Source organism: Polynucleobacter necessarius, from assembly GCF_900095195.1.
Taxonomy (GTDB): Bacteria; Pseudomonadota; Gammaproteobacteria; order Burkholderiales; family Burkholderiaceae; genus Polynucleobacter; species Polynucleobacter necessarius_G.
Genome location: NZ_LT606950.1, coordinates 635,574 through 661,429, shown reverse-complemented (window position 1 = coordinate 661,429; position 25,856 = coordinate 635,574). Strand labels below are relative to the sequence as shown.

20 protein-coding genes, 2 tRNA genes and 7 pseudogenes are annotated in these 25,856 nt (G+C 47.1%); 10 read left to right on the top strand and 19 right to left on the bottom strand.

Translation table 11 applies throughout. The features are described from left to right. Positions 1 to 26: 26 nt before the first annotated feature. The 8 genes from BQ1619_RS03735 to ispD all read right to left on the bottom strand — a co-directional run bounded on the left by BQ1619_RS03735 (position 27) and on the right by ispD (position 7,730). Positions 27 to 102: transfer RNA gene (locus tag BQ1619_RS03735), tRNA-Val, on the bottom strand. Positions 103 to 219: 117 nt separating this feature from the next. Beyond that, complete coding sequence (gene lon, locus BQ1619_RS03730) at positions 220 to 2,652, bottom strand: endopeptidase La (protein ID WP_114662327.1); 2,433 nt, start codon at positions 2,650 to 2,652, stop codon at positions 220 to 222. Positions 2,653 to 2,843: 191 nt separating this feature from the next. Further along, positions 2,844 to 4,202: an ATP-dependent Clp protease ATP-binding subunit ClpX gene (clpX, locus tag BQ1619_RS03725; protein WP_114662326.1), complete on the bottom strand. Its 1,359-nt coding sequence runs from the start codon at positions 4,200 to 4,202 to the stop codon at positions 2,844 to 2,846. A 31-nt stretch (positions 4,203 to 4,233) separates the two neighbouring features. After that, on the bottom strand, positions 4,234 to 4,863 hold the full coding sequence (gene clpP / locus BQ1619_RS03720; RefSeq protein WP_114662325.1) for an ATP-dependent Clp endopeptidase proteolytic subunit ClpP: 630 nt from the start codon (positions 4,861 to 4,863) through the stop codon (positions 4,234 to 4,236). Between the two features lie 29 nt (positions 4,864 to 4,892). Further along, complete coding sequence (tig, locus tag BQ1619_RS03715) at positions 4,893 to 6,230, bottom strand: trigger factor (RefSeq protein WP_114662324.1); 1,338 nt, start codon at positions 6,228 to 6,230, stop codon at positions 4,893 to 4,895. Positions 6,231 to 6,287: 57 nt separating this feature from the next. Next, positions 6,288 to 6,374, bottom strand: a tRNA-Leu gene (locus BQ1619_RS03710). An 80-nt stretch (positions 6,375 to 6,454) separates the two neighbouring features. After that, positions 6,455 to 6,958 (bottom strand): 2-C-methyl-D-erythritol 2,4-cyclodiphosphate synthase, encoded by a 504-nt coding sequence (gene ispF / locus BQ1619_RS03705; protein ID WP_114662323.1) that lies wholly within the window; start codon positions 6,956 to 6,958, stop codon positions 6,455 to 6,457. A gap of 19 nt (positions 6,959 to 6,977) precedes the next feature. Further along, positions 6,978 to 7,730 (bottom strand): 2-C-methyl-D-erythritol 4-phosphate cytidylyltransferase, encoded by a 753-nt coding sequence (gene ispD / locus BQ1619_RS03700; protein ID WP_114662322.1) that lies wholly within the window; start codon positions 7,728 to 7,730, stop codon positions 6,978 to 6,980. Between the two features lie 23 nt (positions 7,731 to 7,753). Here ispD and mfd point away from each other — a divergent pair, with 23 nt between their 5' ends. Together mfd and serB are read left to right on the top strand one after the other, a co-directional pair. Next, positions 7,754 to 11,302, top strand: coding sequence for a transcription-repair coupling factor (gene mfd, locus BQ1619_RS03695; protein WP_114662321.1), 3,549 nt, complete (start codon positions 7,754 to 7,756; stop codon positions 11,300 to 11,302). A 40-nt stretch (positions 11,303 to 11,342) separates the two neighbouring features. Beyond that, on the top strand, positions 11,343 to 12,239 hold the full coding sequence (gene serB / locus BQ1619_RS03690; RefSeq protein ID WP_231968480.1) for a phosphoserine phosphatase SerB: 897 nt from the start codon (positions 11,343 to 11,345) through the stop codon (positions 12,237 to 12,239). A gap of 8 nt (positions 12,240 to 12,247) precedes the next feature. Here the strand turns inward: serB and BQ1619_RS03685 are convergent. Further along, positions 12,248 to 12,950 (bottom strand): annotated as a pseudogene (locus tag BQ1619_RS03685) (thiolase family protein); the annotation flags it as partial. Between BQ1619_RS03685 and BQ1619_RS03680 the strand changes: the two are divergent. The 5 genes and pseudogenes from BQ1619_RS03680 to BQ1619_RS03660 form a co-directional block, all read left to right on the top strand. Continuing rightward, positions 12,947 to 13,072 (top strand): annotated as a pseudogene (locus BQ1619_RS03680) (SDR family oxidoreductase); the annotation flags it as partial. The pseudogenes BQ1619_RS03685 and BQ1619_RS03680 overlap by 4 nt on opposite strands. A gap of 111 nt (positions 13,073 to 13,183) precedes the next feature. Beyond that, positions 13,184 to 13,747, top strand: coding sequence for a polyhydroxyalkanoate synthesis repressor PhaR (gene phaR, locus BQ1619_RS03675; protein WP_114662320.1), 564 nt, complete (start codon positions 13,184 to 13,186; stop codon positions 13,745 to 13,747). Next, positions 13,734 to 14,600, top strand: a pseudogene (locus BQ1619_RS03670) (ribosomal protein S12 methylthiotransferase). The gene phaR and the pseudogene BQ1619_RS03670 overlap by 14 nt, the downstream one beginning before the upstream one ends. Positions 14,601 to 14,696: 96 nt before the next feature. Further along, positions 14,697 to 14,939 (top strand): thiolase family protein, encoded by a 243-nt coding sequence (locus BQ1619_RS03665; protein ID WP_415065950.1) that lies wholly within the window; start codon positions 14,697 to 14,699, stop codon positions 14,937 to 14,939. After that, positions 14,836 to 15,219, top strand: a pseudogene (locus BQ1619_RS03660) (SDR family NAD(P)-dependent oxidoreductase); the annotation flags it as partial. The gene BQ1619_RS03665 and the pseudogene BQ1619_RS03660, both read left to right, overlap by 104 nt. Here BQ1619_RS03660 and BQ1619_RS03655 read toward each other — a convergent pair. The 4 genes and pseudogenes from BQ1619_RS03655 to BQ1619_RS03640 form a co-directional block, all read right to left on the bottom strand. Further along, positions 15,217 to 15,488, bottom strand: a pseudogene (locus BQ1619_RS03655) (SDR family NAD(P)-dependent oxidoreductase); the annotation flags it as partial. The pseudogenes BQ1619_RS03660 and BQ1619_RS03655 sit on opposite strands and share 3 nt — an antisense overlap. 57 nt (positions 15,489 to 15,545) lie before the next feature. Then, positions 15,546 to 16,963, bottom strand: a pseudogene (locus tag BQ1619_RS03650) (alpha/beta fold hydrolase). A gap of 131 nt (positions 16,964 to 17,094) precedes the next feature. Then, a pseudogene (gene pgeF / locus BQ1619_RS03645) lies at positions 17,095 to 17,864 on the bottom strand (peptidoglycan editing factor PgeF). Continuing rightward, positions 17,857 to 18,900, bottom strand: coding sequence for an RluA family pseudouridine synthase (locus BQ1619_RS03640; RefSeq protein ID WP_231968478.1), 1,044 nt, complete (start codon positions 18,898 to 18,900; stop codon positions 17,857 to 17,859). Before BQ1619_RS03640 ends, pgeF begins: the two are co-directional and overlap by 8 nt. Before the next feature lie 20 nt (positions 18,901 to 18,920). Here BQ1619_RS03640 and BQ1619_RS03635 point away from each other — a divergent pair, with 20 nt between their 5' ends. Next, entirely contained in the window at positions 18,921 to 19,808 is an 888-nt protein-coding gene (locus BQ1619_RS03635; RefSeq protein ID WP_114663498.1) for an outer membrane protein assembly factor BamD, read from the top strand. 73 nt (positions 19,809 to 19,881) lie between these two features. On the opposite strand, the gene alr is transcribed toward BQ1619_RS03635, so the two are convergent. Next, positions 19,882 to 20,997, bottom strand: a complete 1,116-nt coding sequence (alr, locus tag BQ1619_RS03630; protein ID WP_415065948.1) for an alanine racemase — start codon at positions 20,995 to 20,997, stop codon at positions 19,882 to 19,884. A gap of 50 nt (positions 20,998 to 21,047) precedes the next feature. On the opposite strand from alr, the gene lplT reads away from it, so the two are divergent. Further along, entirely contained in the window at positions 21,048 to 22,367 is a 1,320-nt protein-coding gene (gene lplT, locus BQ1619_RS03625; RefSeq protein ID WP_114662319.1) for a lysophospholipid transporter LplT, read from the top strand. Between the two features lie 18 nt (positions 22,368 to 22,385). Here the strand turns inward: lplT and BQ1619_RS03620 are convergent, their stop codons facing one another. From BQ1619_RS03620 to BQ1619_RS03600, 5 genes are read right to left on the bottom strand one after another with little or no spacing between them, the layout of a single operon-like run. Beyond that, positions 22,386 to 22,943: a uracil-DNA glycosylase family protein gene (locus tag BQ1619_RS03620; protein WP_114662318.1), complete on the bottom strand. Its 558-nt coding sequence runs from the start codon at positions 22,941 to 22,943 to the stop codon at positions 22,386 to 22,388. Then, positions 22,940 to 23,467 (bottom strand): ribosomal protein S18-alanine N-acetyltransferase, encoded by a 528-nt coding sequence (gene rimI, locus BQ1619_RS03615; RefSeq protein WP_114662317.1) that lies wholly within the window; start codon positions 23,465 to 23,467, stop codon positions 22,940 to 22,942. Before rimI ends, BQ1619_RS03620 begins: the two co-directional genes overlap by 4 nt. Beyond that, complete coding sequence (gene tsaB, locus BQ1619_RS03610) at positions 23,464 to 24,198, bottom strand: tRNA (adenosine(37)-N6)-threonylcarbamoyltransferase complex dimerization subunit type 1 TsaB (protein WP_114662316.1); 735 nt, start codon at positions 24,196 to 24,198, stop codon at positions 23,464 to 23,466. The genes rimI and tsaB overlap by 4 nt, the downstream gene beginning before the upstream one ends. A 44-nt stretch (positions 24,199 to 24,242) precedes the next feature. Further along, entirely contained in the window at positions 24,243 to 24,707 is a 465-nt protein-coding gene (locus BQ1619_RS03605) for a VOC family protein (RefSeq protein ID WP_114662315.1), read from the bottom strand. Positions 24,708 to 24,721: 14 nt separating this feature from the next. After that, positions 24,722 to 25,444 (bottom strand): biotin/lipoyl-containing protein, encoded by a 723-nt coding sequence (locus BQ1619_RS03600; protein WP_231968477.1) that lies wholly within the window; start codon positions 25,442 to 25,444, stop codon positions 24,722 to 24,724. On the opposite strand from BQ1619_RS03600, the gene BQ1619_RS03595 reads away from it, so the two are divergent. After that, complete coding sequence (locus BQ1619_RS03595; protein WP_231968476.1) at positions 25,436 to 25,837, top strand: GntR family transcriptional regulator; 402 nt, start codon at positions 25,436 to 25,438, stop codon at positions 25,835 to 25,837. The two genes, BQ1619_RS03600 and BQ1619_RS03595, sit on opposite strands and share 9 nt — an antisense overlap. The last annotated feature ends 19 nt before the right edge of the window (positions 25,838 to 25,856 follow it).

Here is a 25,856-nt window from a genome sequence, read left to right as displayed (position 1 = left end):
CCAGAACAGGCTAAAATATAAATATTTGGTGGGCGCTGAGAGGCTCGAACTCCCGACATTCTGCGTGTAAGGCAGACGCTCTACCAACTGAGCTAAGCGCCCCAAAATATTTCAAGGACAGATTGTAACCTAATCACCAAAAGAACGCCTGAAAATGGCTAAAAACTGCCTTTTTCCAAAGGCAGCCTTAGCCGACCATCATTTACAAACAAGCCATCGCTAATGCTTTAGCACATCACCAGAAGAAATGCTTTCCTTGGCTTTGTTGGTTTCAGCGGCCTTCTTAGCAAGCTCTTCAGGCGTTGGATCTGGCAAAGGTGTTGGTAAGCGCTCTAACGCGAGCTCCAATACTTTATCAATCCAGCGCACGGGAATAATCTCAATCGCATTCTTCACGTTATCAGGAATATCAATCAAATCTTTGACATTCTCTTCTGGAATCAGTGCTAATTTAATACCGCCACGATGCGCCGCTAACAGCTTTTCTTTAAGGCCACCGATTGGTAACACTTCACCGCGTAATGTGATCTCACCAGTCATTGCGACATCCGAACGAATCGGAATGCCGGTGAAGACGGAGACTAACGCAGTAGTAATGGCGATACCAGCAGACGGCCCGTCTTTTGGTGTCGCGCCATCTGGAAAGTGAATGTGAATGTCATTCTTCTCAAATGATTCATCCGCTATACCCAGGCGCTTGGCGCGAGAACGCACTACGGTTCGTGCAGCTTCCACCGATTCTTTCATCACATCACCGATTGAACCAGTTCGGGTAATGACACCCTTGCCAGCCATGGTAGCTGCCTCAATCGTAAGAAGGTCACCGCCCACCTCTGTCCATGCCAGGCCGGTGACTTGTCCCACTTGGTTTTCTTTACCAGCCAAACCAAAGTCAAACATACGCACCGACAAGAACTTCTCAAGGTTATCGGCATTGACTACTACAGGAGCAGCTTCCTTTTTAAGAAGCAGTAACTTCACCACCTTACGGCAGATCTTGCTAATTTCCCGCTCAAGAGACCGCACACCAGCTTCGCGTGTGTAATAGCGAATAATGTTACGAACCGCACTCTCTTCAATCTTCAATTCATCCTTTTTCAAACCATTGTTTTTGGTTTGCTTTGGAATCAAATAATTCACAGCAATACTGGTTTTCTCATCCTCGGTATAACCCGCAAGGCGAATGATCTCGAGACGATCCAATAGGGGTCCAGGAATATTTAATGAGTTTGAGGTCGCCACAAACATGACATCAGAAAGATCAAAGTCCACTTCGACATAATGATCTTGGAATGTGTGATTTTGCTCTGGGTCGAGAACCTCCAATAAGGCGCTGGCGGGATCACCCCGGAAGTCCATTCCCATCTTGTCCACTTCATCCAAAAGGAATAAAGGATTGCGAACACCTACCTTAATCAGGCTGGTCAATATTTTGCCCGGCATGGAACCGACGTATGTTCTGCGGTGACCACGAATCTCGGATTCATCACACACACCACCTAATGCCATGCGTACAAATTTACGATTTGTGGCGCGGGCAATGGATTGCCCCAAGGAGGTCTTGCCGACCCCAGGAGGGCCAACTAAGCACAAGATTGGTGCCTTCACCCGATCAACCCGCTGTTGAACAGCGAGATATTCCAAGATGCGCTCTTTGACTTTATCCAAACCATAATGGTCTTCATCCAATACTTTTTCAGCATTCGACAGGTCATTATTAATTTTGGTTTTCTTCTTCCATGGCAAATTCACCAAGGTATCGATAAAGTTTCGGGTTACGGTCGCCTCAGCAGACATTGGCGACATTAACTTCAACTTTTTCAATTCCGATTCAGCCTTCTTTAAGGCTTCTTTTGGCATGCGAGCAGCTTTGATTCGTTTCTCGAGTTCTTCGAGATCGGCACCCTCTTCACCCTCACCCAATTCTTTTTGAATAGCCTTCACCTGCTCATTCAAGTAGTATTCGCGCTGACTCTTTTCCATCTGGCGCTTAACACGTCCACGAATGCGCTTTTCCACTTGAAGAATATCGATCTCACTCTCAAGATCTGCCAATAGACTTTCTAAACGCTGCACGACATCGGTCATCTCTAACAAGCGTTGTTTTTGTTCAAGCTTGACTGGTAAATACGCGCAGATCATATTGGCTAAACGGCTTGGATCATCAATGCCGCCGAGAGAGGAAAGGATCTCTTGCGGTACTTTTTTATTCAGTTTTACGTACTGATCAAATTGAGCCATGATGGCGCGACGCAATGCTTCAGTCTCGTGCGCATCTATTGCATTTAACGCAGTAGGGGTTGCCTCGCAATTGAAGTAGCCAAGACTATCTTCAATTTTACTAACTTCAGCGCGCTGCACACCCTCTACCAATACTTTAACGGTGCCATCAGGCAACTTCAGCATTTGCAGAATATTTGCGATACAACCCACTTCGTATAAATCTTCTATTCCTGGCTCATCCTTTGCCGCAGTTTTTTGTGCGACCAACAGGACATTCTTGCCAGTTTCCATGGCGGCTTCCAAAGCCTTAATAGATTTTGGTCTTCCCACAAACAATGGAATCACCATATGAGGAAAAACAACTACGTCGCGCAAAGGGAGCAACGGTAGCTGTATCGGCTCAGAGGGTAGCAATAAGTGGCCAGGCATTAGGCATTTCCTCCAAAGTAAACAAATCCTCAAGCATCCATTTCTAGTGGTAATGAAACTATCAACCACTAAATACAGACATTATTCTTGAGTAGAATACTACCTATATGAGTAGCACTCTGTGAAATTCAAGGGAAAAAAGCGTAAAAAAGTGGCAAAAATGCCCCAAAAATAGCGAAAACCCTAAGAGTTTATGCTTTTTTGCTTAAATCAGCCTGATCGGGATCCTGTTTGTAAACCAATAAGGGCTTACCGCCATCCACAATACTGGATTCGTCGATAACTACCTTTTGGACATTTTTGAGGGATGGTAGGTCATACATAACATCCATCAGCGATCCTTCAAGAATGGAACGCAGGCCACGAGCACCCGTTTTGCGAGCAATCGCCTTCTTCGCAATAGCGGCAAGCGCCTCGCGGCGCACCTCAAGCTCAGAGCCTTCCATCGTTAACAACGCTTGATATTGTTTCGCCAAGGCGTTCTTCGGTTCGGTCAAAATTTGGATTAACGCCTCTTCATCCAACTGAGCCAAAGTTGTCACTACGGGGAGGCGTCCAATCAATTCTGGAATCAAACCAAACTTAATTAAGTCCTCAGGCTCAACCTCTAAGAGCAAATCGCTGACACCACGATCATCTTTACCAGGTACGGCGGCATTAAAGCCAATGCCCGTTTTTGCAGTGCGTTGCTGAATAACCTTTTCCAAGCCGTCAAACGCACCACCACAAATAAAGAGAATGTTTGTTGTATCTACTTGTAAGAAATCTTGATTGGGATGCTTGCGGCCACCTTGGGGTGGAACAGACGCCATCGTTCCCTCAACCAACTTCAGCAAGGCCTGCTGCACCCCCTCACCGGATACATCACGGGTAATGGATGGGTTATCAGACTTGCGAGAAATCTTATCGATTTCGTCGATGTATACGATACCGCGTTGCGCTTTTTCAACGTTGTAGTCGCAAGCCTGTAAGAGTTTTTGAATAATATTTTCAACGTCCTCGCCAACATAACCTGCTTCAGTTAATGTCGTTGCATCCGCCATGACAAATGGCACATCCAACATGCGTGCTAATGTTTGCGCAAGCAATGTTTTACCAGAGCCAGTAGGTCCAATTAGCAGAATGTTGCTCTTGGCCAACTCAACGCCATCCACAATCGCTTTGGCTGGTGCTTTAGTTTTTTTTTTATCGTGACCCTCTACTGGCTTGCCATCCTTATCGAGCTTCTCTTTCTTGGGCTTGGGCAAATATTGCAGGCGTTTGTAGTGGTTATAAACCGCAACCGCTAATGTTTTCTTTGCATGGTCTTGACCAATAACGTATTGATCCAAGTTCTCGCGAATCTGATGTGGTGTCGGCAGGGAGTCATCACCCTCATCCTTAGGAAGTTTGGCAATCTCTTCTTGGATGATGTCGGTGCACAGATCAATGCATTCATCGCAAATAAAAACAGAGGGTCCAGCAATCAGCTTGCGGACTTCATGCTGACTCTTGCCACAAAAAGAGCAATACAAAACTTTATCGCTTGAATTGGTGGTGGTATCGCTCAATGTGGATGTCCAATATGGATTTAATTAACAGTTAATGGCGCTTCTCAATTACCTTATCAATCAAGCCATATTCGCGAGCTTGATCGGCCGACATAAAATTATCGCGATCGGTGTCTTTCGCAATAGTCTCAATAGATTGGCCAGAACGATCTGAGAGGATTTTATTTAGGCGTTCGCGCAAATACAAAATCTCACGGGCTTGAATTTCGATATCAGAGGCCTGACCACGAGCACCGCCAAGTGGCTGATGGATCATTACTCGTGAATTTGGGAGTGCATAACGCTTACCTTTTTCTCCAGCGCACAATAAGAATGCGCCCATAGAAGCCGCCATACCCATACATAAGGTGCTGACATGCGGCTTGATAAATTGCATCGTGTCGTAAATAGCTAAACCAGCAGAAACAGAGCCACCAGGTGAATTGATGTACAGAGAAATGTCTTTGTCTGGATTTTCACTCTCCAGGAACAAAAGCTGCGCAATCACCAAGTTAGCAGTTTGATCATTGACCTCGCCGACCAAAAATACGACGCGCTCACGAAGTAGACGTGAATAGATGTCGTAGGCACGCTCTCCTCGACCCGAGGTTTCGATCACCATGGGAACCAAGCCCAATCCTTTCGGCTCTAAATCGTCAGATTGAAAATGGTTCCGGGTCATGGTAAGGGCCTTTTGATCAATGAATGGACTTAGTGTAGCTTGCTTAACTCTTCAAAAATGATCGCCTTGTCATTTACCTTGGCAAGGGATGTGAAATGCTTGATTACATTGCCTTCCAACACTAAGTTTTCAATGTCTTTAAGGCGACTTGGGTTACTGTAGTACCACCGAACCACTTCCTTGGGGTCCTCATAGGTAGCAGCCTGCTCATCAATTTCCGCCTTGATCTGGTCGGCTGTAGCAGCGAGGTTATTTTTCTTAACCAAGTCACCCAGAATCAAGCCTAAACGAACACGCTTGAGTGCTTGTTCGGCAAAAATTTCAGGAGGAATCGGGGCGTCTTTCGCATTTGGTACGCCACGCTGGATTAAATCTTGACGAGCGCCTTGAACCAGGCGTTCTTGTTCTGAGGCTACTAAGGATTTTGGAACCTCAAGTTCGCAAAGATCATTAAGCTTATCCATTACTTCACCTTTTAACAATGAGGTAATGCGGCGCTTTACTTCGCGCTCTAAATTTTGTTTTACTTCTTCACGCATCTTAGCAACGCCACCCTCGGTCACACCCAAAGAAAATGCGAAGGCATCATCAACTGTAGGTAAGTGTGCCCAGTTCACAGATTTCACAGTGATCGTGAACTCTGCTGTTTTCCCTGCAACATCTTTACCGTGATAATCGGCCGGGAAACTCAATGGGAACGATTTGCTCTCGCCTGCCTTAAGGCCTCGTGTTGCTGCTTCAAATTCTGGCAACATGCGACCTTGGCCGAGGACATATTCAAAGTTTTCTGCTTTATCGCCTGCAAACTCAACGCCATCAATCTTGCCAACGAAGTCAATGACTACTTGATCGCCATTTTGGGCGGCAGTATTGGAACCGCCACCGCCATGAGGACCTGCTTCACCGCGTGGGTGGTAGTGCACTCGCTGCTTACGCAAAACATCGAGAGCGCGATCAATTTCGGCTTCACCAATTTCAGTGCTGTATTTGGTTACTTCAGCTTTACTAAAGTCACCAATCTTAACTTCTGGTAGAGCCTCAAAAAATGCGTCGAACACGATCGTATCGGCGTCGAGTTCACTCTTTGGCTCAAGTCGTGGTTGACCAGCCAATTTAATACCTTCTTTTTGGCTTTGTTCAAAAAAGAGTTCAGAAGCTTTGTCATATTGCAGCTCAAAATCGACTTGCATGCCATATTGCTTTTCAACCATACTCTTGGGCACTTTGCCTGGACGAAAGCCGGCCATTTTCATGGTCTTACCAACCTTAACTAAACGAGCTTCGCGCGCTTTGGCCAAATCGGCACGAGTGAATTCCAAAGTCATTTTGCGGTCTAACGAACCTAAATTTTCTATCTGCACAGCCATTCTCGTCTCTTAATTGAAGATCTGGAAATGCGAAGTCCAAGCCAAGTAGCAATCTTGTGGTGCGAGGAGGGGGACTCGAACCCCCACACCATTTCTGGCGTCAGGACCTAAACCTGGTGCGTCTACCAATTTCGCCATCCTCGCGATATCCGCAAACACTGCCAAGCCTAGACTTCACTCTAAAAGAGTGTAATTCTACAATGCTTGGGGTTTTAGAGGCTCTTTTAGGCCTTATAGAGCAAAGCAACGGCGTGGACAGCTATGCCCTCCCCTCGGCCCAAATGGCCCAGAGATTCATTGGTTTTTGCTTTGAGGTTCACATGGCTTGGGGTGACAGCCAAATCCGCGGCAATATTTCGGACCATTTCTGGCAGAAATTCCGCTAATTTGGGCTTCTGGCAAATAATGGTCGCATCAATATTGCTAACGTGATAACCGGCGGCTTGTACTTTTTGAAGGGCTGCCCGCAACAAAATACGGCCATCCATATCCTGGAATTGGGGGTCTGTATCGGGAAATAATTGACCGATATCATTCAAGCCAGCAGCACCCAACAACGCATCGGTTAAAGCGTGCAGTAAAGCGTCGGCATCAGAATGTCCAAGTAAGCCTTTTTCGTAGGGCACTTGCACTCCACCCAAAATCAGCTTGCGCTCAGCCACTAATGCATGAATGTCATAACCTTGGCCGATACGAATCGGTGGAACATGTGTAGTAGATTGCGTCATAAAAATCTTCTTTATGAAATCAGGTTGACTTACTTGTATTTAATAATACGTGCATGAGCTCCCAATCAGCGGGATGTGTTACTTTGAAATTGCGAGTAGCACCTTCAATCAATAACGGCTTAATGCCAGAAAGCTCCATAGTACTCGCTTCATCAGTAATATCGGCCTCTTGGCGAATCGCCTCTTCTATAGCGTCGTGTAGTTGCTTGGTGGCAAACATTTGAGGTGTTTGCGCTTGCCAAAGATGTTCACGCGGTATGGTTTTTTCGCTATGGGGCAAGTTACCAGCAATAGCGGAATCTAAATCCGCTTGCTTCAAGGTATCCGCTAGAGGAATTGCCAACAATCCTCCAACATTACTATCTTGGACTGCTGTAATTAAGGTATCGATCAAAGCAGGTGTAATGCCTGGTCGCGCAGCATCGTGCACCAATACCCAATCATCAGGATTTATACCGGATGCTAGTAAAGCGCTCAGTGTATTTTGAACTGTTTCCTGACGGGTTGGGCCACCCGTAGGTAAAAAATGGACGGGCTTATTGGCTATTGCGAGGTTCTTAAGAATTGAGTTGTCAATAAAGGCAGGTGCAACACCAATCCATATCGATTGAATATGGGGCGACTGAATAAACGCATCTAGGGCGTAAGCCAGCATGGGTTTACCCGCCAACTCTTGAAATTGCTTTGGCAGCTCACCCCCCAAGCGCGAACCCGTTCCCGCAGTAGGTAGAAGTGCGTGACATTGCCTGGTGGATTGATTTGCTGAGCCCATGCCTGATTCTATAATGACCCTAGATGTCCGATGCATTAAATCTAGCACTCCCCATACCCGTGCCACGGGCTGGGCAGCGCTTTACCTTTTCGGGGCTAGTTGGGTCGGCAGATGCCGCTCTACTTGCTCAGTCTGCTCTGCGCTACCGACAGGATTTTTCAGTTATGGTGGTCTTTTGTGCCCAAGCGCAAGAGGCCCAACGCCTCGCAGAAGAGATTCCTGCATTTGCTCCGCAACTAAAAGTGCGTTTATTACCTGACTGGGAAATTCTCCCCTACGATCATTTTTCACCGCACCAAGATTTGGTGTCCGAACGTTTAGCAACGCTCTATGAATTACTCAATGGTAGTTGCGACATTGTGTTGGTTTCGGCAACCACTGCTTTGCAACGTCTGGGAACCCCGCAATTTTTGTCAGGCCATACCTTTTTCTTTCGGCAAGGCGACAAGCTCGATGAAGCAGCATTAAGACTGCAATTGCAACAAGCGGGCTACGATCCAGTTAGCGCTGTCATGCGACCAGGTGAGTACAGTATTCGTGGTGGCCTCATTGATTTATTTCCGATGGGCTCAAGCCTGCCCTATCGTCTGGATCTATTTGGCGATGAAATTGAACAGATTCGTGCATTTGATCCCGATACACAGCGTAGCCTTTACCCCGCCAAAGAAATCCGCCTTCTACCTGGTCATGAATTCCCATTTAACGATGATGCTCGCACCGCATTTAGAGGGCGCTGGCGTGAAGTATTTGAGGGCGACCCTACCCGTTGCTCCATCTATAAGGATGCTAATTTAGGAATACCCAGTGCGGGTATTGAATCGTATCTACCTCTATTTTTTGAAGAGCAATCCAATCTTTTTGATTACTTTCCGCGCTCAGGCGACCCCGTCTGGCTTGTCATGACTGGAAATATTGAAGACTCCATTCGAGGCTTTTGGAGAAATACGCAATCGCGCTATGACTTTCTAAAGCATGATCTTGATAGACCTATTCTACCGCCCAAAGAATTATTCTTGGATGTAGACGAATTCTTTTCCACTTCCAAGCCGTATGCGCGTCTAGTTTTAGAAAACGAAACTGAAAACGCTTCTGAGAATCCCGTATTTTTACCATCCCCCGATGTCGCCGTTCATCGTCGCGATACCGATCCAATTGAACGATTACGCAAGATTGTTTCTGAACAAAAATTGCGGGTGTTGATCTGCAGCGATAGTGCCGGCAGAAAAGAATCGATTCGTCAGCTGCTGGATGAGAGTAATACAGTTGCCAGAAACGATGGCAAGCCACTCTATCCATTGATACCTGAGGGTTTTGAAGGTATCGCAGACTTTGTAAAAAGCGATTCTGCATTTGGCTTGGTTACTGCCCCTCTGCTGAATGGTTTCTTGTGGAAGGCGGAGAACCTACTGGTTCTGACTGAGGCCGAACTATTTACATCCACCGCTCGGCAACGTCGTAAAAGTAAATCCACTGAAAATACGGATCCCGATCTTTTATTTAAAGACCTTTCTGAGCTCAAAATCGGTGATCCAGTAGTCCATGCCGAGCACGGCATTGGACGATATCAAGGTTTAGTGCTGTTAAACCTTGCTCAACCCAAAGAAGCACCAATTTTTGAAGAGTTCCTGCACCTGCAATATGCAGGACAGGCCACACTGTATGTGCCCGTACAACAACTTGCTATGGTGACACGCTATGCAGGCTCGGACCCAGACTCCGCCCCATTGCATCAGCTCGGCTCTGGTCGGTGGGACAAGGCAAAACGCAAGGCAGCACAACAAATCCGGGATACAGCCGCTAAATTATTGGGGCTTTATGCAGCGAGAGCCATACGCAAAGGCCATGCATTTGAATTTTCAGCACATGACTACGCAGCGTTTGCCGAAAGTTTTGGATTTGAAGAGACTCCAGATCAGGCAAATGCAATCGCTGCCGTAATTGGCGACATGACCAGTGGCACACCAATGGATCGCTTGGTTTGCGGTGATGTTGGCTTCGGAAAGACCGAAGTAGCTCTTCGAGCCAGCTTTGTGGCAGTCATGGGTGGCAAGCAAGTCGCTATTCTGGCACCAACCACTCTACTGGCTGAGCAGCACGTTGCGACTTGGAAAGACCGTTTTGCGGATTGGCCAGTGCGAATCGTCGAACTCTCACGCTTTAAGACAAGCAAAGAAATTAATGCTGCGCTTGAAGCCATCAGCAAAGGAGAGGCTGACATCATCATCGGCACTCATAAATTACTCTCAAAAGAACCACAGTTTGCGAATTTAGGCTTGGTGATTGTGGATGAGGAGCATCGTTTTGGCGTACGCCAAAAAGATGCTCTCAAGGCCTTGCGTGCTGAAGTCGACATATTGACCTTAACGGCAACCCCAATTCCGAGGACCTTGGGAATGGCCATGGAAGGCTTGCGAGAATTTTCGATTATTGCCACTGCGCCACAAAAGCGCCTAGCCATCAAAACCTTTGTGCGACGAGAGGGAGACGGCGTTATTCGAGAGGCCGTATTGCGAGAAATCAAACGTGGTGGTCAAGTGTATTTCTTACACAACGAAGTCGAGACGATTGAAAATCGCAAACAATCATTACAAGAGTTGATTCCTGAGGCCCGTATTAGTGTTGCTCATGGGCAGATGCACGAACGCGAATTGGAATCGGTAATGCGGGAATTTGTCACGCAACGCACTAATATTTTGTTGTGTACGACCATTATTGAAACCGGCATTGATGTTCCAACAGCGAACACCATCATCATGCATCGTGCTGATAAATTTGGTCTAGCCCAATTGCATCAGTTGCGAGGACGCGTGGGGCGCTCACACCACCAGGCATATGCCTATTTACTGGTCCCCGATCCTGAAGCCCTGAGCAAACAAGCACAGTTACGTTTAAATGCCATTCAGGCTATGGAGGAACTGGGCTCTGGCTTCTATTTGGCAATGCATGACCTAGAAATACGCGGTGCCGGTGAGGTTTTGGGTGACAAACAGTCTGGTGAAATCCATGAGATAAGCTTTCAGTTGTATACCGAGATGCTCAATCGCGCGGTCAAAGCATTGCGTAGTGGTAAAGAGCCCGACCTTCTCTCACCACTTCAAGCAAAAACCGATGTTAATTTGGGTCTTCCGGCGTTATTACCAGAAGACTACTGTCCAGATGTACACGAACGCTTATCTCTTTATAAACGTTTTGCTGGCTGTAACGATTTCTCTGAACTCATGGGCTTGCGCGAAGAATTGGTGGATCGGTTCGGTAATCTTCCAGATCAAGCCAAATCTTTTTATGAAACGCATCGACTGCGCCTTGAAATGGTTGGTTTTGGCATTAAGAAAATTGATGCCAGCCCTGCTTCCATTCAGATTCAATTTGTTCAAAACCCACCGATTAATCCACTTAAGATTATTCAGCTGATTCAGAACAAACATATCCAGCTCAATGGTCAAGACAAGCTCAAGGTATTACCGCAAAAAGATCGCGAATTTGAAAAGCTTGAGCAACGTTTAGAAGCGATTCGTCAGGTTCTACGGCGCCTAAACGACTCTGCTGTACTAAGTCACGCAAAAATCAACTAATGCAATAAACATTCGCCAGCTATTCCACTATTATTTAGCTATGCCAATCCCATCAACCCCAATCCTTGTTGCTATATCGCGTCAACCAATCCCTGAAAAATTGGTATTTGAGCTTAAGAATCAGGCATTGCAGTTTGGCGCAACGCTTCATAGCTTAGGTGGTCAAGAGACTAACGGTACTTATCATCAGGATCGGTGGTCATTCAATGAACCGCTTGATACTTCGAAGCGTGAATCTCTGCGAGCAATTGCGAGTAGCCATCAAACTGATCTCTGTTATCTAAAAGCAGATTTGGTGCCAAACGATATTCGTGTTTTAGCAATGGATATGGACTCTACTCTTATTAACATTGAGTGCATCGATGAGATTGCGGACTTTACAGGCAAGAAATCGGCTGTTGCCCAAATTACTGAAGCCACTATGCGCGGCGAAATTAAAGACTTTAAAGAAAGTTTGCGCAGGCGTGTTGCTGTCTTAGAAGGTATCCATGCAGATGCGCTTGAGGCAGTCTATCGCGAGCGCCTGCGACCCAATCCTGGCGCTGTTGAGCTTTTAGCAGGCGCTAATCAACGCGGCCTACATACCCTTTTAGTTTCTGGTGGCTTTACCTTCTTTACTGAAAAGTTGCGTCAGCAGTTGGGATTCAAGCAAACGCAGGCTAATACTCTTGAAATCATCGATGGCAAGCTCACCGGCAAGGTGCTGGGTGACATTGTGGATGGCGCAGCCAAAGCTGCCCATCTGGACGAGGCCTGTCAACGCTTAGGATGCACTAAAGAAAACTCTATCACGATGGGTGATGGCGCCAATGATCTGATCATGATGAATGGCTCGGGTATCAGCGTTGCCTATCAAGCAAAACCCGTCGTCAAAGAAAAAGCCGACGCGGCTTTTGACCACGTCGGCTTGGATGCTGCTCTGCTCTTAATGAGCTAGTAAGTTGCTTACAGGCGCTCAAAAATGGTGGCAATGCCTTGACCGCCACCAATACACATCGTGACCAGCGCATATTTACCCTGAACACGTTGCAATTCATGAATTGCTTTTGTAGCAATGGCAGCGCCTGAACAACCAATTGGGTGACCAAACGCAATCGCACCACCGTTCACATTAATCTTTGCAGGATCCAAACCAAGGCCTTTTGTCACAGCCAAAGCCTGGGCAGCAAACGCCTCATTCGACTCAATCACGTCAATTTGATCAAGCTTGAGACCGGCACGCTCCAGGGCGAGACGCGATGGGCTTGTGGCCTGCTTTTTTAGCGGTTTCGGCATCCGCCAATACAAAGAATGCAGCACCATCATTAATACCAGATGCATTACCAGCAGTAACAGAGCCACCCTCTTTCTTGAACACCGCTTTCATCTTGCCCAATGTTTCCATAGTGGTGTCTGGCTTGCAATGCTCATCGGTATCAAACACCACATCGCCATTACGGGTTTTGATGGTAATTGGCACGATCTGCGATTTGAATCGACCCTCTTTAATGGCGTTAGCAGCACGGTGATGAGACTCTGCCGCAAGAGCATCTTGCTCTTCGCGCGTTAGCTTCCATTTTTCAACCAAGTTCTCAGCTGTCACACCCATATGACCAACGCCGAACGGATCAGTCAACACGGCAACCATTAAATCGAGCATCTTGGATTCCTGTGAAGCGTTTAGGAACCCAGGATGAGATTGCTTCAATCTGCTGCCGGATCGCTTCGGATGATGGCGGCTATGCAACTGGAGCGGACTTCTCGCTAAATGGCGGTATCCATACTGGCTAATTGAGGCCAAAAAAGCAGTATTGATGGGGCGCAACACGGCAAATTTACCTTGAGGTTTAACTAGGGATAAACTATGCTGATGTTGCGTTGCAGTATTTAGTAAGGAAAATCATGGCTACCCGTGCAAAAAAAGCTGGTGAAGATCGGCTCATTAAGAAGTATCCCAATCGTCGTCTCTATGACACTCAGACCAGCACCTACGTCACACTGACAGACATCAAGGGTTTAGTCATGGGCAACGAGAGCTTCAAGGTCGTGGATGCAAAGACCGACGAAGATCTCACACGCAATATTCTGTTGCAAATCATTTTGGAAGAAGAGGCTGGTGGCGCACCAGTGTTTTCTACTCAGATGCTCTCCCAAATCATTCGCTTCTATGGCAACTCGATGCAGGGCCTCATGGGAAATTATCTTGAGAAGACCATGCAGTCTTTTGTCGATATTCACAACAAGTTGGGCGATCGGACAAAAGGCTTGGGTGCAGGTAGCACGCCAGAGGCTTGGTCACAAATGCTCAATCTTCAAAATTCGCTCATGCAAAATTTAATGGGCAACTACATGGAGCAAAGCAAAGATCTGTTTGTGAAGATGCAGGAGCAAATGCAGGGCTCTCACAACATGTTTGGTGGCTTCCCATTTACTACACCACAGCCCAATAAAACTGAAAAAGAATAGTTGTGCTGAAAAAATTGGTTTTGTATCCTTAGGTTGCCCTAAGGCTTTAGTTGATTCTGAACTGATCCTAACGCAATTAAGTGCTGAAGGTTACGAGACTGCCAAGGATTATTCTGGCGCCGATCTCGTAGTAGTCAATACCTGTGGCTTTATCGACTCCGCTGTAGAAGAAAGTCTTTCTGCGATTGGTGAGGCTCTTGCTGAAAACGGCAAAGCAATTGTGACCGGATGCTTGGGTGCCAGAAAGAATGCTGACGGCAGTGATCTGATTCAAAGCATTCATCCAAAAGTCCTTGCGGTAACTGGCCCTCATGCAACCGATGAAGTGATGCAGGCAATTCATGCCCATTTGCCGAAGCCGCATGATCCCTTATTTGGTGCCACCTGCTGGCGTAAAGCCTGCGCAGACTTGGTTATCCGCAGTACGTTTATTGCAGGATTCCCTGGTGAGACTGAAGAAGAGTTTGCCCATTTCTCAACTTCCTAGAACAGACCCAGATTGATCGCGCAGGGTGTTTTGCTTACTCTCCGGTCGAGGGCACCATCGCCAATCAACTGGACAATCCAGTCCCGGATAACATTCGCGAAGAGCGTAAGGCTCGTTTTATGGCCAAGGCCGAAGAAATATCCATTCAGCGCCTAGCCAAGAAGGTCGGCAAGCGGATTCAAGTGATGATTGATCGTATTGACGAGTCTGGGAGGTATTGGACGTTCCATCGGCGATGCCCCTGAAATTGATGGTTTGGTGCGGGTTTTGCCGCCCAGCAAGCCGTCTAAGCGCTATCGAGCCGGAGAAATTATCCGAGCCACAGTGATTGGCTCCCAAGGGCATGACTTAATAGCCGAGATTTGACGATTGTTATAAAACTGTTGTTTGTGTCATTAATTAAGTACCGACAGTCGTTATGCCTATGTAGCGCGCGTCGCAGCAATTCAAGCGGGCTTGCTAATGGAGTCTGTGGCAATGGCCTTGAACCGTTTATGTAGCTCTGGCTTGCAAGCGATTGTGACTACTGCACGGCAAATTATGTTAGGTGATTGCGATTACGGTATTGGCGGTGGCGTTGAAGTCATGTCCAGCGGTATGTATGGCTCCCCAGCGATGCGCAGTGGTGCACGCATGGGCGAATGCCTGCCACAATCTTTTCGAGCACATCCTCGCGAATGGCTTTCACCATATCCGTACCCGTGACAGCGTTTTCCGCAAAATGACGCCAGATGCTTGGAAAGCCGTTATTGATACCAACTTGAACACACTGTTTAACGTTACCAAACAAGTGATTGATGGCATGGTGGATAACAACTGGGGCCGTATTGTCAATATTTCTTCAGTGAACGGTCAAAAGGGTCAGTTCGGCCAATGCAACTATTCCACTGCAAAAGCGGGCTTACACGGTTTCACCATGGCATTGGCACAGGAAGTGGCCACAAAAGGCGTTACGGTCAATACCGTTTCTCCTGGTTACATTGGTAATGCCAGCATTGTTGACCAATACGTCAACGCGACCTACTTCGGCCTTTACTTTGTCAGAGGCAGCAACGGTGCTATCCCAATCGGACACGTTACCTTCAGAGGCAATAAAGTCAAAGCCTAGTGCCTTTTGCTCTGCAAGCCAACGATCTTTGCGCGGTGAGTTTGGGCCACAGCCAGCAATGACCTTAAATCCATCTTTAGCCAAACGCTGGCAAATAGCGGTATACCGCCCATGCCACCTGTTACGTATGCAACTTTTTGAGACATCACTTTCCCCTTGTAAAAAACCTTCGTTAATAATGGATTCGTTTACGGTCTAACCGATTACGCTGCCTTTTCTTTTACATAAACCCCTGGCGCAGATTCCATCTTTTTATACTTGCCATTACCAAAAGTCGTAGGCGCAGGCTTTTGTTCGCCGCCAAACTGCTCTAGCCATTTGGTGTAGTTTGGCCACCAACTTCCCGGAATTTGTTTTGCATCAGCCAACCACTCTTCTGCAGTCGGGGCAATTTTGTTATTTTCAAAGTAGTAGCGCTTATTTTTAGCAGGTGGATTAATCACGCCCGCAATATGGCCTGATGCTCCAAGCACAAAGCGATTCTTGCCCTTGAGAATATGGGTGGATTCATAAGCGGATTGCCAAGGAACGATGTGATCTTCCTGGGAAGCGTATAAATATGCTGCACATTTAATTTTGCCAAGATCAATCTTTTCACCGCAAATGGTGACCTTACCCGGTTTAACCAAATCATTCTGCAAATAGGTGTGACGCAAATACCAGCAATACATACCAGGCAGATTCGTAGAGTCGCCACTCCAATACAAGAGATCAAAAGGCGGTGGTGAATTTCCATTAAGGTAGTTGTCGACAACATAGTTCCACACAAGGTCATTCGGTCGCAAGAACGAGAAGGTATTGCCTAAGTCCAACCCCGACATCATGCCGTATGTACCAGCCTTACCGCCGATGGTGTTCTCACGTAACTACACCATAGCTTCATCAATAAAGACGTCCAGAATCCCAGTGTTCGTGAAATCTAGCAAGGTTGTAAAGAGCGTCAAGCTAGCTGCCGGATGCTGATCGCGAGCTGCTAAGACCGCAAGCGCTGAAGTAGTTAATGTTCCGCCAACGCAGAAGCCCAAGACGTTGATCTGCTTAGATTCGCTAATTTCTTGGACAACCTCGATTGCCTTAATCACACCCTTGCCGACATAGTCATCCCAGCTGACCTTAGCCATAGAGGAATCTGGATTCCTCCAAGAGACTAAAACACGGTATGACCTTGAGCCACCATGTGACGCACTCCAGAGTTATCGGGCTGCAAATCGAGGATGTAGTACTTATTAATGCAAGGTGGCACCTTGGGTGCTAATAATATTTTCAATTACCTCGGGATTGGTTGCCATGAAATTAGATGGCGAAATTGCATCAATCATCTGCTCAGTTGCGAACAGAATTTTTTGACGCGTTTTTCATCGGTCTCAACGGCCTTCGCCAGCGCCATTAAGTGTTTTGAATTAAGTAAATAGGTTGCCGCAATCACTTTACTCCATGAGGAGTGCCATGCTTTACCTGCGAAGCGACGATCCTTCACTTCAATCGCCTCTGGATTGGTGGCGATATGCGCCAATTCAGTGAAATATTCTTTCTGAATCTCTGCTAGGCGCTCTTGGGGTATTAATGCCATATGGTGCGGTGCCAAAGATGGCGTTGCACCGGGATTCATGCCTGCAAACATAGTTGTCTCTTTATTGATGAGAGACCATTCTCCATCCATAAGACCTATAGAGTTATACACAGTAACCCTAAGATGGATCACCAATCTAGTACTTACCCTCACCTCTAAGAGCGAGTATGGGAATCCTCTATTTAAATCAAACTCGCAAATCGTCCAGTCACCCCATCGCGGCGATAGGAGAAAAAACGATCTGATTGGGTAACCGTACAGCAATTATCACCAGCAATATTCTGTACACCAACAGCTTCTAGGCAACTGCGTGCTAGTAAATAGATATCAGCGAGATACTTGCTGGGTTTTTGTTCTATTGCCACGAAGGCATTGGATGGAAATCCAATCCCAGGGGACAGAAAAGCTTCAACTACGCCCTCTCCAACCTCAAAGGCTGTAGGGCCGATAGCAGGACCAAACCAGGCCGTAATTGGGTCGTTTACACAACTACTTTTCCTATCTTGATTTGCGTTCGCAAGTTCGCGCATGGCTTTAACCGTGTTTTCGAGGATACCATGCATAGACCTCGCCAGCCTGCATGAGCAGCCCCGATCACAGACCCCGACTGGTTTGAAAATAGCACTGGGAGACAATCGGCTGTCATGATGGCCAGCACTTCGTTTGGGGTATTGCTAATAATGGCATCAGCCTCAGCCACTCGGGCCGAGGGAATAATCACCGCACATCCATGAACCTGCTTTAACCAAATGGGCTCCGGCCGGCACATGTTGTCTCAAGAGCACTCTGTTAGCAGACACCATGTCGGGCAAATCCCCAACGTGATCACCAAGATTTAGCGATAGATATGGAGCCCACCTACCCTTGTCGTCAGCAAAGACTTTGCTGAGGGTGGTGCATTCCAGTCAGGCCTCAGAAGAAGCAACGACTCGGTTGCAGGCAAATTATTCATTTAAATGATCATGATGCACGGATGCCATGACAACAGCCTCCTGCGGCAAATCTTCTCCGGTCATACCAACTTTCAGCAAAGAATTCTGCAAATCGATTGGGGGCAATCTAAACCAACTTGTGAGTTGCTGAGTTTGAGGATGCTGCAGGCTTAACGCATATGCATGTAAGGCCTGGCGCTCAAATGGCAACTCCTTAGCTGCGCCTGGACTTTTTTTGCAATACACAGGATCCCCGAGCAATGGAAAGCCGAGTGACTCCAGATGGACTCGAATCTGGTGAGTGCGCCCTGTTTCAAGACGACATTCGAGCAAGGCCAGTGGCGCATCGTTGAAGCGCCCTTTTGCTAGACGTCGAAAGAGTGTCGCCGCCGGCTTTCCTTGAACGCTTCCTGCGGCCATCTTTAATCGGTCCCGTTGATCGCGGCCAATATTGGCAAGTACTTTGCCTTGACTAGGCGGCTCACCCCAGACCCATGCCAAATAACGACGCCCGACTGATCGATCTTGCAATTGTCGAACTAATGATGTTTGCGCTTGAGCGGTGCGCGCCACCACCATCAGACCTGACGTATCTTTATCCAATCGATGCACTATGCCAGCACGAGGCAATATCTTAAGTTCAGGGTATCGAAATAAGAGTCCATTTAATAACGTACCCGACCAATTGCCAGCTGCAGGATGAACCACTAAACCCGGTGGTTTATTAATGACGATGATCGATTCGTCCTCGTACACCACATCGAGTGGTATATCTTCAGGACTAAAAGCAAACTGCTCTGGCATTTCCTGAGGAAAGACTTTGATGCTCTCACCGCCCCTGAGCAAATAGCGAGCTTTCGTCACTTTGCCATCCACCATAATTGCCCCAGCCTCAACCCAGGTTTTAAGTCGATTTCGGGAATACTCAGGCAAAGACCCCGCCAGCACCTTGTCTAGGCGTTCACCCGCCATCTCCATAGGAATCTCTAGGGAGATGCAATCATCTTCATCGATATAATCAAAAGGATTCAAATCCGGAGTTTGCGGCAATGCCACGCTTAAAGAGCCTTTCAATTATATCCGAAGCAGTATCAGACGCCAGTTTAAGGCTTGCCGGGCTATTCGCCCCCCAAAAAGAAAACTCCCCCGATAGAAAAGGCATATTTGCGCTTTTAGTGTGTTCAATCTGCGCATTAGTACTCCTTAGCGGTTGCGCTGGCAGTGATGGTCAAAAAGATGACACCGATATTTGGTCAGAATCCAAACTGTACTCTGAGGGTACGGATAAATTGAATGATGGCGACTTCGCAAAGTGCGGCAAGTACTTCGATAAGCTTGAAGCGCGTTTCCCGTTTGGGCCATATTCACAACAAGCACAAATTAATGCTGCGTATTGCTACTGGAAGGCACAGGAAACAACGCAGGCATTGGTCGCAATTGATCGCTTCATCAAACTACACCAAGGTAGCCCCACTCTAGACTATGCATACTATTTGAAAGGTTTAATCACCTTCAATGATGACTTGGGATGGCTTGGCAAATTTACCGGACAAGACCTCAGTGAACGCGACCCCAAAGCGGCTAAAGAAGCGTTTGAGTCTTTTAAAACCGTTGTCGAGCGCTTCCAAAACAGCAAATACGCTCCAGACTCCTTAGATCGCATGCGCTATATCGTCAACTCCCTGGCGGGAGCTGATGTTATAGTGGCGCGCTTCTATTACCAACGTGGCGCCTATTTGGCCTCAGCCAACCGTGCACAGCTCGTGATTCGCGATTATGACCGCGCTCCCGCCGTAGAAGAAGCGCTTTATATTCTGGCGAAATCCTATGAAAAATTGGGGATGACACAACTTAGCAACGACACCATTCGTGTATTTAAATTGAACTTCCCAGACAGCCAAATATTCGAAACGGGACAGCGTGTACAAAAAGAACGCAGATGGTGGCAAATCTGGAATAAGTAATCTGACTAAGATCCAGGTATTGTTTCGTAAGTATGCAAAAAATCCTCCGTGCTAGAGGATTTTTTATTGAGTCTTAAATAATCTTGACAGGCACTCTTGGCGCAACAGCACAGAGTAGCTCATAGCCGATGGTGTCACTCATTTGCGCCACTTGATCTACAGGAACGCGATCGCCCCACAACTCTACAACGCTGCCTATTTTTGCTTCTGGAGCATGACGCAAATCCACCGTTAACACGTCCATCGAAACCCGCCCAACTATCGGGCAAACTACCCCATCATTACCATTGCTGACCCAGACTGGCGTTCCATCTTTTGCATGACGCGGGTAACCATCCGCATATCCGCATGCAATGATGCCGATGCGCATCACTTCGGTAGCTTGGTAGCGTCCACCGTATCCAATACGGTCGCCAGCTTGAAGTTCTTGAATGTCAATAATTTCACTATGCAATTGCATGACTGCGTTTAAATGCGCATGCTCAATATCCGCATAAAGTCCTGTAGGCGATGCTCCGTACAACATTATTCCGGGGCGAACCCAGTCGCCCAAAGCATTGCGATGCCAAAGAATTGCCGCAGAGTTTGCCAATGAGGTGGGCCCCTCGAGACCTTCGATGGTTTGATTGAAAACCTCTAACTGACCGCTAACAGTTGGTTGCTGATCGATGTGATCAGCGTTGGCAAAGTGGGTCATGTGATGAATGCGATAACGCGCTGAATGTAAACGGTGATATGCAATTCGGTAAGCTGTTGGCTTTAGGCCAAGACGGTTCATCCCAGTATTCATTTTTAGAAAGACATTAATGGGCTTGTGGCCTTTATCTGCATAGCGTTCCAACCAGTCAATTTGCGCCTCACAATGAACCACTAGGTCGCAGTGCAACTCTTTGGCAAGATCCAGTTCATTTTCATGAAAAAGCCCCTCCAATAACAGAATGCGACCCTGCCAACCATGCTCCCTTAGCCATACCGCATCCTGAGTATCGAGTAACGCAAAGCCATCGGTGGAGGCCAAACTGTTTAGAGCAGCCTCAAAACAGTGGCCATATGCCCTAGCCTTAATAACAGCCCAAATTTTGGACTCCGGCGCAAGCTCGCGAACTCGGTTTAAATTATGCTGAAAGGCCTGTGTATGAATAGATGCCAAAATTGGTCTATTAATCAAGCTATTGGCCGAAGCACCCATTTCTACCCCTCCTTTCATGTTTTAATTGTGTGAATGACTAGATTGTACGAATGAACCGTAGTTTTTACATCATTATGGCGGCGCAATTTTTTTCGTCGCTTGCTGATAACGCCCTCCTGATTGCGGCTATCGCACTCCTGGCCCAGTTTCACGCTCTGGCCTGGATGACTCCTTTGCTCAAATTATTCTTCGTATTGTCTTATGTATTGCTCGCGGCCTTCGTGGGCGCCTTTGCTGATTCACGCCTCAAAGGTAATGTCATGTTCATTACAAACACGATTAAGTTTGTTGGGTGTGTTGCAATGCTCTTTGGCGGTCACCCGCTGCTGTCCTATGCCATTGTCGGTCTAGGTGCTGCTGCGTATTCGCCTGCGAAATATGGCATCTTGACCGAACTCCTGCCGCCAGAGAAATTGGTTGCAGCCAACGGCTGGATCGAAGGCCTCACCGTAGGCTCGATTATTCTCGGTACCTTACTGGGAGGTGTCTTAATCAGCACTACGGTATCGCAAAGCTTGTTAGCGCTCGACATTCCAGTAATGGAAACAGGTATTGATACTCCAGCAGAATCGGCAATCCTAATCATCATGATGATTTATGTTGTGGCCGCGATCATTAATTTAAAAATTCCAGATACTGGCGCACGCTATGTTTCGCAAAAAACGAATCCCATTGAGCTCGTAAAAGATTTTGCCGTGTGCTTTAAAACTCTTTGGAACGATCGATTGGGGCAAATTTCCTTGGCGGTCACCACCTTATTTTGGGGTGCCGGTGCCACACTGCAATTTATTGTGATTAAGTGGGCACAAGTTGCCCTTCACATGAACCTGTCTCAAGGCGCTATCTTGCAAGCGATATCGGCCGTGGGTGTTGCGGGGGGCGCTGTATGGGCTGCATGGCGCGTGCCGCTTCGGAGCTCACTCAATGTCTTGCCATACGGAATTCTCATGGGACTTGTCGTGTGCGTAATGGCAATTTACAACTCCGATATGTTGCCAAATACTCCCCTCATGACCATCGGCAAAATGCAGGTGACCTTGAATTTACTACCAGCCTACTTCTTACTAATTTTGGTAGGTTGGTTTGCCGGTTACTTTGTTGTTCCCATGAATGCCCTCTTGCAGCATCGTGGTCACGTTTTAATGTCTGCTGGGCACTCGATTGCCGTGCAAAACTTCAATGAGAATATCTCCGTGCTTGCCATGTTGGCAATTTACTCATTGCTGATTTGGTTTGATGTACCAGTTCAATATGTGATTATTGGTTTTGGCCTGGCAGTCAGCGCCATTATGTGGCTTGTGATTAAACGGCATGAACGCAATCAAGCCGAATACGATTCCATGCACCTCATCGGCGAGCATAAGCACTAATCGTTTCTAGCATTGCTACTAACTATTTTGTAACACGGATCTCGCTAGCAGCAGATCCTGCCAAATTAAAGCTTTTTCTTTAGGCTTGCCAATTAGCTGGTTCAGATCAAGAGTTGCCACCACGGGGATCTCTTCGTCACTTTCTACATTTAGTGCCAGAATAGTTTCGCGCAATTGAGGCAATGGATCGCGCTCACCAGTAATGGCCTGGGTAGCAGGCCCACCAAATGCGACAGCAACCACTGGAACTCCAGCTATGGGAGAGGAAATTTGCGATAAATCCCGATTCGGACTGCTCCAGGACCATTCAGTTCGCAATAAACCGAGCGCGCGAATAATGTTCTGAAACAACAACTGAGTGTCGGTCTTCAATTCGCTACCAAAAAATAGCCAATGGGCTTTCGGGGATCTTTCAACAGAAGGTGTAACCGCAGTGGCATGAACAGCTTCAGATGATTTAAATTTTGATTGGGATTGTTGTGGCGCTTCAGCCGGTTGAGCCTCAATGCGCGACGCATCTCGAGACATCCACTCTGTAATGCCCATTTCTTTTAGGAAGCTTGAATGCATATTCATTGCGCTAGCTTAATCGATTTCGCCATCACTATGGCATCTTCACGACTACCGTCACCCAAAGTCGCAGAATAGTAATTTTTACGTACCCCGATCCGCTCATAACCCAACTTGTTATAGAGCGCTAAGGCAGACGCATTGGAGGGCCTCACCTCCAAAATAATGCGAGGCATAGTTTGTTGCGCGGCAACTCCTTCGATTGCCGCCATAATGCGGGACCCAAGGCCTAGTTTGCGCAATTGTGAAGACACAGTGATGTTTAACAGGTGTAACTCATCTACCGCCGGAAACAGGATGCAATAAGCCCATAAAACATTTGGGTCAAGAAAGCTTCCAGGCTTTAATTGAGTTTGATCCAATTGCGAACAAATGCAGTATGCCCAATGTCCCGCAGCTAATGAATCTGAAAAATTTCCTCGACTCCATGGATGAATATGCGAGATGTCTTCAATAGCCAAAACCTGATCAAGATCCGATTCCTGCATGAGCATAAATGACAACTCCGCTTCACACTCCCGAGTGGTCATAGGGTATCGCCCTTGCCAAACGCGATCTCGCGCTCCTCAGTAGTCAGCGCCACCTTATTGCGAACATAGAGTGGCTCTAGCTCAGCCACAGAGATGGAATGACCTTGGCGCAACATAGATTGAGCGCAGGCCAACACCCCCAGAGCAGAGATGGTGATCTCAGTATCACAAGCATCTTCAGGCAATGAGCGGGTTACAAACAGTCTGCTCCCGTATGCCGCGACTGCACTCCCTGCGAGATACTGAACATCTTGAAGGTCCATATTCTCAGGCTTAGCGAGGTGTATTTCACCAATGCGAGTAGGTAGTTGATTTGCTCCAAATGATTGATATTTAGCCCAATAGATTTCATCCATACGCGCATCTATAGCGACAGCAAAAACCGCTGGATTATTCTTGGCATAGCGATCGCTCTTGGTAACTTGTGCCGCCAGCGCATCCAAACTAGTAACTGGTAGTACCCGTAAATTAGCAGCAGTTGCTAGACCCTGAACCGCGGCGATACCCAATCGAACCCCAGTAAATGCTCCCGGGCCGATATCCACTGCAATCGCATCTAGGGAAGAAAGGCTGATGTCCGATGATTTTAGTAATTCAGCGATCCATGGAAGCAAGCGTTGGCTAGCACCTGCCGACACCTCTTCCTGTCGACATCTTGGTGCTTGGTAATCTAAAGATAAAGCCACCGAACACCAAGCAGATGAAGTGTCGATGGCCAATAGTTGTGGCATGGGGAACTCGCTTTAACGATGAATTTGGCTATAAAACCAAATTATCACCGCAATCCTGCAATGACTTCCGGCGGGGCTTGAACGAGCTCTATCAAAACACCCTCACCACTAATCGGCAACTCATCGTTGCCATTTTGGTGCACAAAGGTGATGTCATACCTTGCCGCACCCTTACGAATCCCCCCAGGGGCAAAGCGCAAACCATTCGCAGAAAGCCATTCGACAGCCTTTGGCAGATCATCCACCCACAAACCAATGTGATTTAATGGGGTTTGATGTACCGCGGGCTTTTTATTGATGTCAAATGGTTGCATCAGGTCCACTTCAATTTCATGGGCACCTGAGCCAATTACACAGATATCCTCATCGACGTTTTCACGCTCAGAAACAAAGGTGCTTTTGTATTCAAATCCGAGCATATCAGCCCAAAGCGTTTTGAGACGCTCTTTATTCTCGCCACCAATAGCAATTTGTTGAATGCCTAAAATTTTGAATGGTTTTGCAGTCATATCAAGATAGCTTTCTATTCAAAACGAATGATGAGTTGATCCACTGCGAGGCTATCACCCTCTTTTGCACAGATTTCAGCAACTACGCCATCTTGTACAGCAGAGATCGTGTTTTCCATCTTCATCGCTTCAATTGAGGCCAATTCTTGACCTGCAGTCACAGCCTCACCAACCTTCACTGCAATCTTGGTCAATAAGCCTGGCATCGGAGACATTACTAACTTAGACGTGTCTGGTGGTAATTTCACTGGCATCCGGCGCTGAAGCTCTGCACCTAAGGGGCTAAGCACCATATACACAAAATGTGCGCCATCCAATTCTAAGTAGAACTTGACGCCCTTGCGTTCCACTTGAGCGGTGATCTTATGAGTGCCGTTAATCGTTGCATGCAAGCAAATTGGGCCAGGACGCCAATCGCTAACGATGTCATACCGACTAACACCTTCTTTTTCATCGATATAAACGGAGTAAACACCATCTTTAAGCTCAACTCGAATGGGTACTTCATAGGGGTCTGTCATTGAACCGGTTTTCTTGCCAGTTACCACAACAAATTTCTTGGCAATCACCATCTCGTGTCCGGCCAACTGACCATCAATCATCTTGATATGCTCAAGGTAGCGGTAGCGCATAAATGCAGCCAATGCCGCAAGACGCTTCGGATCAGCAGGCTCGTAACCATCAAGATGCGTCGCGGGGCCTATGTCACAGAAGTAGCCAAAAAGGATTTGGAGCAAATCTTTACGGTTCTATCCCTCCTGGAGGGTGAAGCTGCCCGTGAAACAGCGCTTAAAGCCACTGAAGATGAGCTAAACCAATTGGATTACTGGCACCATCGCCTCGAAAAGGCGGCTGCCGATCGCGATATTGAGCAATTTTTTGAAATAAATGGAAAATTCCATGAGTTAATCCAAGAAATTGCCGGAAACCGCTGGATGAATGGTGTGATTGCAGACCTAAGAAAGGTGTTAAAGCTTCACCGCAAGGATTTGCTCATGAGCACGGGTAGGCTGCAGAACTCCCTAATTGAGCATCGAGCGATTCTCAACGCACTATTGAAGTGTGACGCAACAGGGGCAGAATCTGCCATGAGAAAGCACTTGGCCAGAGGGCTAGAAGCGCTTAAATAAATTCAAAATATTTATAAAT